Annotated in this window: 7 protein-coding genes; 1 reads left to right on the top strand and 6 read right to left on the bottom strand. The window is 58.7% G+C overall.

Annotation, left to right across the window (positions count from 1 at the left end; translation table 11 throughout):
* The 4 genes from asr to rstA all read right to left on the bottom strand — a co-directional run.
* The coding region (gene asr, locus QMM04_RS19480; RefSeq protein ID WP_282996803.1) for an acid resistance repetitive basic protein Asr at positions 1-334 on the bottom strand (334 nt) is incomplete at its 3' end.
* Positions 335-537: 203 nt separating this feature from the next.
* On the bottom strand, positions 538-2,025 hold the full coding sequence (locus QMM04_RS19485; RefSeq protein WP_125308779.1) for a carboxypeptidase M32: 1,488 nt from the start codon (positions 2,023-2,025) through the stop codon (positions 538-540).
* A gap of 12 nt (positions 2,026-2,037) precedes the next feature.
* A complete protein-coding gene (gene rstB, locus QMM04_RS19490) occupies positions 2,038-3,348 on the bottom strand; it encodes a two-component system sensor histidine kinase RstB (protein ID WP_021506114.1) in 1,311 nt (436 codons plus the stop codon).
* Positions 3,348-4,070: a two-component system response regulator RstA gene (rstA, locus tag QMM04_RS19495; RefSeq protein WP_021506113.1), complete on the bottom strand. Its 723-nt coding sequence runs from the start codon at positions 4,068-4,070 to the stop codon at positions 3,348-3,350. The genes rstB and rstA overlap by 1 nt, the downstream gene beginning before the upstream one ends.
* Before the next feature lie 175 nt (positions 4,071-4,245).
* Between rstA and QMM04_RS19500 the strand changes: the two genes are divergently transcribed.
* Entirely contained in the window at positions 4,246-4,659 is a 414-nt protein-coding gene (locus QMM04_RS19500; protein ID WP_021506112.1) for a hypothetical protein, read from the top strand.
* On the opposite strand, the gene QMM04_RS19505 is transcribed toward QMM04_RS19500, so the two are convergent.
* Both QMM04_RS19505 and ydgH read right to left on the bottom strand, forming a co-directional pair.
* Positions 4,660-6,051, bottom strand: a complete 1,392-nt coding sequence (locus QMM04_RS19505) for a basic amino acid/polyamine antiporter (protein ID WP_125308773.1) — start codon at positions 6,049-6,051, stop codon at positions 4,660-4,662. It lies immediately after the preceding gene.
* 206 nt (positions 6,052-6,257) lie between these two features.
* Positions 6,258-7,214: a DUF1471 family protein YdgH gene (ydgH, locus tag QMM04_RS19510; RefSeq protein ID WP_021506110.1), complete on the bottom strand. Its 957-nt coding sequence runs from the start codon at positions 7,212-7,214 to the stop codon at positions 6,258-6,260.
* Positions 7,215-7,240 lie beyond the last annotated feature (26 nt).

Here is a 7,240-nt window from a genome sequence, read left to right on the forward strand (position 1 = left end):
CAGCCTGGGCTTTCTGTGCAGCTGGCTTGGTTGCTTTTTTGTGGTGCTTTTTAGCGGCCTGGGCTTTCTGAGCAGCTGGTTTGGTGGCTTTCTTGTGGTGCTTTTTAGCCGCCTGCGCTTTCTGAGCCGCTGGTGCTTTCTTCTCTACTTTCTTGTGCTTTTTGGCAGCCTGCGCTTTCTGAGCAGCGGCTTTTTTGTGGTGAACAGCTTTGTGCTTAGCCGGTGCAGCGGTAGTTGCAGCAGCAGCAGGAGCAGCAGTTGTTGTCTCAGCAGCGAAGGCTACAGAAGACAGACCCATAGCAGCGGCGATCACCAGCGCAAATAATTTTTTCATTGCAAAACCCTCGAACTATTTTTTCATGTGTAGCCCACTGCGGGGCCGGTGAATGCACTATATGTAAAACAATTCGCGCCTTCAGTGAGGGAATGGTATCGGCGTGTAACGGATTGTACAAAGCAGGAAAACCGGGCAGGGCGGGGATAAGTGCGGATCACTCTCCGCGCAAAAAACGGCGGCCGGGCAGGCCGCCGCACGGATCAGGCAGAGAGATAACGCTGTTCCAGATGCTGACGGAAATAGTGTGGATTGAGCGCTTCGCCAGTGGCATTGATCAGCAGCTGCTGCGTAGGGAAGCGGCTGCCGTGCTGCCAGATGTTCTGCTGCAGCCAGTCAAACACCGGTTGCAGTTCGCCCTGCTGAATCAATTCGTCCACCTGCGGAATGGCGCGTTTTACCGCCTGGAACAGCTGAGCAGCGTACATCGCGCCCAGCGTGTAGGTCGGGAAGTAGCCGAAGGCGCCGTCGGTCCAGTGAATATCCTGCATACAGCCGTCGCGGTAGTTGCCGCGCGTATCAATACCCAGCGACTGCTGCATTTTTTCATCCCACAGCGCCGGAATATCCTCGACTTCAATCTCGCCTTCAATCAGCGCCCGCTCGATTTCATAACGTAAAATCACATGGGCCGGATAGCTCAGCTCATCGGCATCGACGCGAATAAAGCCCGGCTTCACGCGCTGGGTCAGACGAATAAAGTTGTTGCGTTCCAGCGCCGGCTGGTCGCCCATCAGCGCCACCACCTGGGGATGAATATGCTGCAGGAAGGCGTGACTGCGCCCCAGCTGCATCTCCATAAACAGGCTTTGCGATTCATGCATCGCGGTCGAGCGCGCCAGCGCCACCGGCTGTCCGCGCCACTGCTGTGGCAGATTCTGCTCATAGCGCGCATGGCCGGTTTCGTGGATCACGCCCATCAGCGCGCTGAGAAAATCGTTTTCGTTGTAGCGTGTGGTGATACGCACATCTTCCGGTACGCCGCCGCAGAACGGGTGGGCGCTCACGTCCAGCCGGCCGTGATTAAAATCAAACCCTAACGTAGCCATCACGCTCAGGCCGAGCTGTTTCTGCGATTCAATGGCGAAGGGGCCGACCGGCTGGGCAATCGGCGTTGCCTGCTGGCGGGCTACCGCTTTTTGCAGCAGATCCGGCAGCCAGCTTTTCAGATCGCCAAAAGTGCTGTCGAGCTGCGCGCTGGTCATGCCTGGCTCAAACACATCCAGCAGCGCATCGTAGCGTGATACGCCGAGCGCATCGGCGCGCAGCTGTGCCTCTTCGCGGCTCAGCTTCACCACTTCTTTCAGGTTAGCGCTGAAGCCCTGCCAGTCATTGGCCGGACGCTGACTGCGCCACGCGTGTTCACAGCGCGAGCCGGCCAGCGATTTGGCTTCCACCAGCGAGGCCGGCAGCAGCGTTGCCTGGCGCCACGCGCGCTGCATTTCGCCCAGATTGGCCTGCTCCACATCGTTCAGCGACTCCTGTCCGGCGGCGTCAAACAGCCCGCCGAGGCGCTTGTCGGTCAGCAGCTCGTGCATAAATACGCTCAGCTCCGCCATCGCTTCTCCACGCGCCTGGCTGCCGCCCGGCGGCATGGTGGTTTGCATATCCACGCCGGCAATCGCGCCCAGATGGCCAAAACGCGCCAGGCGCTGAAAGGTGCGGCTAAGTTCCTGATAAGCTGCGGTCATGTAACAAGCTCCTTATGAAGGTAAGCGCGGCGTCACGTCGCGCAAGGGGAGATCAACTGGCCAGCAGAAGCGCACGCAGGCGCCGCCCAGCGGACTGCTCTCAATCGAGACCTGGCCCTGCAGCGCCTGCGCAATAGAGTGCACAATCGCCAGACCGAGGCCGCAGCCACCGGTGGCGCGATCGCGGCTGGGATCGAGCCGCACAAAAGGCTCGAATACCCGCTGGCGTTCATCCGGCGGAATGCCCGGACCATCATCTTCAACCTGCAGATTGCCGATGGCGCCGTCAAACCACAGGCTGACACGCAGCCGCTGCTGCGCATAGCGCAGGGCGTTATTCACGAGGTTATCCAGCACCCGCTCCATCAGGCGCGTATCTGCCGCGCCAATGTTTTCCAGCTGCGGAATATCCAGCGTAATGTGCGTCTGCGGATTCATGGTCTGCACGTCAGCGATGTGCACGCGCAGCCACTGGGCCAGATCGAAAGATTGCAGATTGAGGTCAACGCGCGGCCGGTCGAGGCGCGCATAGGTCAGCAGCTCCTCAATCAGGCTCTCCAGCTGGCCGACGTCACGGTTCAGCGCCGCGGATTCTGCCGCGCTGAGGTTTTCACTCATCTCCAGCCGGTATCGCAACCGGACCAGCGGCGTGCGCAGCTCGTGCGCGATACCATCAATCAGCTGTTTTTTACTCGCCACCAGCGTATTGATGTTGTCCGCCATCTGGTTGAACGCCACGCCAAGGCTGTGCAGGCTGGAGGTGTTTTCAAAATGGGTGCGCACGTCAAGCTCGCCGCGACCAAAGCGCTGAGCCGCTTTCTCCAGCCGCTGCATCTCCTGCCAGTGAGGCCGCAGCCAGATGAACACCGGCAGCGCCAGCGACATGCCAATAAACGCCAGCAGGGCGATATCAAGGATGCGCATCTGGTGCAGATAAAACAGGTAAGGAATCGGTCCGACCGACAGCACATAGTGGCTGCGCGGGATGTGCTGCAGGAAGGTGTACTGATCGTCAAGGGCGACGATCTCACCGGCGCGCAGCCGCTTCATGTCGGCTTCGTCCAGCTGATATTTGCTCATCGGTTCGATGTGCAGCTCAAAGGATAAATCGAGATCGAGGTTGCGGATGGTTTTATTCCAGTCGCGCGGCGGGATCTCACGCAGCTCGCTGCGCATCAGAAACAGCGAGCTGGCCATCAGATCGTTCATCGACTGGCGTCCGGCGCGCTCGGCGGTGAATTTGTACACCAGACCCACCAGCAGCGTCATCACCAGGAAGCAGACGAACAGCAGCAGATAGAACTGAATGAAGAGCTTTCTCATCAGGAGCGGGTATCCCAGGCCTGCGGCGCGAACAGATAGCCTTTGTTACGGATGGTTTTGATGCGGAACGGCTCGGTGGCGCTGTCGTACAGTTTCTTGCGCAGGCGTGAAATGGCGACGTCGATGCTGCGATCCATGCCGTCATAGCTCACGCCGCGCAGGGTTTTCAGCAACGCGTCACGGTCGAGAATTTCTCCGGCGTGGCTCGCCAGCTCCCACAGCAGGTCAAAATCGGCGGTCGAAAGGGTGATCGGTTCGTCGAACAGGATCACCTGGCGGTTGAGCGCATCAATGGTGAGTGAACCAAACCGCAGCACCTTTTGCGAGCTCTGCACGGCGGGTGCGGCTTCCGGTTTGGCCACGTGCGCCTGGCGCAGATGCAGGCGCAGACGCGCCAGCAGCACCGCCGGCGGCGTGGTTTTCAGAATATAGTCATTGGCGCCCATCTCCAGCGCCAGAATGTGGTTCATGTCGCTGTCGAGCGAGGTCAGCAGCACAATCGGTCCCTGCCAGTGCGCACGCAAATCGCGGCACAGCGTCATGCCATCTTTGCCCGGCAGCATGATATCCAGTAATACCAGATCCGGATCGGCGGCGAGAATGGTCGCTTCCGCGCGATCGCCGCGCGTCTCAACCAGCACCTCAATATCGTGGCGGCCAAGATAAGCCGCAATCAGTTCGCCGACTTCCGGCTCATCTTCCACATAGACAATTTTGTTCATAATGCTCTGTCATGGCTGAGAATGTCAGCAGCATAGCTTTTCCTGGTCCTGAGCTCTACGCTACCGCACGAATTATCCTTGTCTTACTGGTATGTACACCGTGAAATGTGCCATTATTACCGGCGCGTTCTGGCGCAAGGTTCGGAATCGTACTGAAAACAGGAGGAGTGCGAGGGTGTCTGATAAAGAGCTGGCTTCAGCCGGATACAGTGACCGCATCTGCTTCAACTACAGTGACTTCCTTTCCGCTTCCTGCAAAAAACGCTGGAGCTTTGTCGATGCCATTTACGGCGTGATGCCAATTTTTGGCATGGTGACGCGCAAGTCCGGGCACAGTTTACAGGCCAGCGACGACCATCTGAAAGAATTAGCATTACAAATCATTTCAACCCAGGTCAGCGACGAAATTAACATCGCCCGACTGATCACCCTGGCCGAACAGCAGCACATCAGCCGCTTCGATATTCAGTTGCCTTATCCGCTGTCCGCTGAGCAGCTTGACGCCATCCATCTGGAATACCGCAAGCCGCTCAATCTGACACAGCAGAACGATCTGCTGTGCGTTTCCATTCCCTTACAACCGCACTGATTAGCGCGTCAGCTGCCACAGCGCGGGCAGTGAGGCGGCAATTAACAGCACGATGGCGATGCGCTCCAGCGCAAACAGCGGTTGGTCGCCGCGGCCACCGCGTCGTGCATACAGGAATAGCAGCAGACCCGGCGCGTAAAGCACCACCGACAACAGCAGATGCAGCGGCCCCGAGGCGTACAGCAGCCAGAGCCCATAGGCGCTGGCACCGAGGCCCGTCAGCAGGGCCAGCGGTTTATGCTGACCGCGCACCACTTTCACCAGAAACAGACCGACCAGCAAATAGGGCACGAGGATCATTTCTGAGGCGATGGTCAGCAGTGTGTTGTAATCCGCGCCGGTAACCGCAATCAGAATCAGGCACACCTGCACGCTACCGTTGGTCAGCCACAGCGACGCCGCCGGCGCGTTATGGCGGTTTTGCCGGGCAATGCTGCGCGGAAACGCGCCCTGCTGCGCGGCGAGGAACGGGACTTCTGCCGCCATAATGGTCCAGCTGAGATAGGCCCCGCATACCGAGATAATCAGGCCAACCGCAATCACCGCATCGCCCCAGTGACCCAGCAGCCGTTCCATCAGACCGGCCATCGACGGATTGCGCATCTGCGCCAGTTCCGCACGCGGCACCACGCCAAGCGACAGCAGCGTCACCAGCAGATAGACCAGCAGCGCGGCCAGCACCGCCAGCAGCGTCGCACGCCCGACATCTTTTTTGTGCCGCGCGCGGGCGGAGACCACCACCGCGCCTTCCACACCAATAAACACCCACAGGGTGATCAGCATGGTCTGTTTAACCTGCTGCCACAGCGGCTGGCCGAGCGCCGCGCCGTCAAAATCAAAACGGAAGCGATCGTAATTAAACGCCAGCAGCGCCAGTACCACGAACAGCAGCAGCGGCACCAGTTTGCCCAGCGTCGCCAGCAGGTTGATGCTGGCCGCCGTCTGTACGCCGCGCAGCACCAGCCAGTGCACCAGCCACAGCAGCACGGAAGCGCCAAGCATCGCCTGCCACGTATTGCCATCGCCAAACACGATGCGATCCGGCGTATCGGTAAAGAAGCTCAGCGCTGAAAATACAATCACCAGATACGAGACGTTGGCAATCACCGCACACAGCCAGTAACCCCATGCCGAGCAGAAGCCGGTCAGCTCGCCGAAGCCGGCGCGCGCGTAGGTGAAGATGCCGCCATCCAGTTCCGGGCGCAGACGCGTCAGCAGCAACATCGCCAGCGACAGAAAGAGGATACCGACACCGGTAATCAGCCAGCCGATCAGCAGCGCCGCCGGACCGGCAACCGCCGCCATATTTTGTGGCAGGCTAAAGACGCCCGCGCCGAGCATCGAGCTGAGCACCAGCGCAGTGAGCGCGCTAAGACCTAATTTTTTATCCAAAACGCCATTCCTGAGCAGCAGAGTGTGCTGGGTAGTAGTTGTTCAGCCAGAGTGTAACGTGGCAATCAGTCCCGTTTAAAACGGAATACCCTGAAAACAGGCGGCAGATTTTACGGAGAGCGAACGGTGAAGGCAATGCAAGACTATGCAGATCTGACTACGAATTATGCAAACGGCAGGGCGACGGGCGCCGCCCTGCGCGGGGATTATTTAAACAGGTCAGCGGTGACGGTCAGGTTGCCGCCGCTCTGATTCTGCCACTGGCGCGTAATGTGATAGTACTTCGCGCCTTTGGCGATGGCGCGTTTGCCCACGGCTTCTGAGATCTCGGTTGGCGTGCCGAAGTGATCGGAGAAGGAGATGGTGTCAAACGGTTGCATCTGTGCGGCCGTGATCGCATTGACTTCCTGCACGCTGCGGCCATCCGGCTGCGTCACAGTATAACGCTGACCGGTAGAGCTTTGGGTTTCAAAGAAACGACCCACGCTGGTGCTCGGCGTATCCGAGGAAGCAACACCAGGGATTGCCACTTTCTTCGCCGCTGCGCCGCCCGCAGCCAGGGCTGCTTTACCGGCTTCTGAATCAGCTGGAATCGAGTCAGACGTATCCTGCACCACGCGCGCTTTGGCATCGGCTTTATACACGTAGGCGGTCACGTACTGGTTGCCACCGTTGTTAGCATCCACCTGACGCACAATAAAGAAGGAGGCCGCGCCTTTGTTTTTCGCCGCTTTGGCGATGGCTTCGTTCACGTCCGGCTGGCTGGAGAAGAAGCCGCTGACGGAGACGGTGTCAAACGGCTCAAGGCGATATGCTTCCGCCTTCGGCAGTTCTTTCACTCCGTTGAACATCCGGTATTGCGTGCTTTGTTCCACTTTCGCTGCATTGGCTTTGTACAGATCGGCGGTAACGCGCCAGTTGCCACCGTTACCGTTGCTGTCGTTGATGCCCTGCACGTAGAAAGAGTCCGCGCCTTTGGCGTCGGCGGCTTTAGACACGGCGTCTGTTGCATCGCCAATTGCATTAAAACGGCCGCTAATATTGATACGTTCGAATGGTTTTAACGCGGCCGCTTGTTCTGGCGTTAACTCTTTGGCAGCAAACGCATTGGCTGCCAGCAGTGATAACAGGGTCGACGCCAGAATGGTGTTCTTCAGCTTCATAAAAATGATCCTTCGCCTTACGCAAA

The sequence above is a fragment of the Pantoea sp. Pa-EAmG genome (genome assembly GCF_030024295.1).
Taxonomy (GTDB): Bacteria; Pseudomonadota; Gammaproteobacteria; order Enterobacterales; family Enterobacteriaceae; genus Pantoea; species Pantoea dispersa.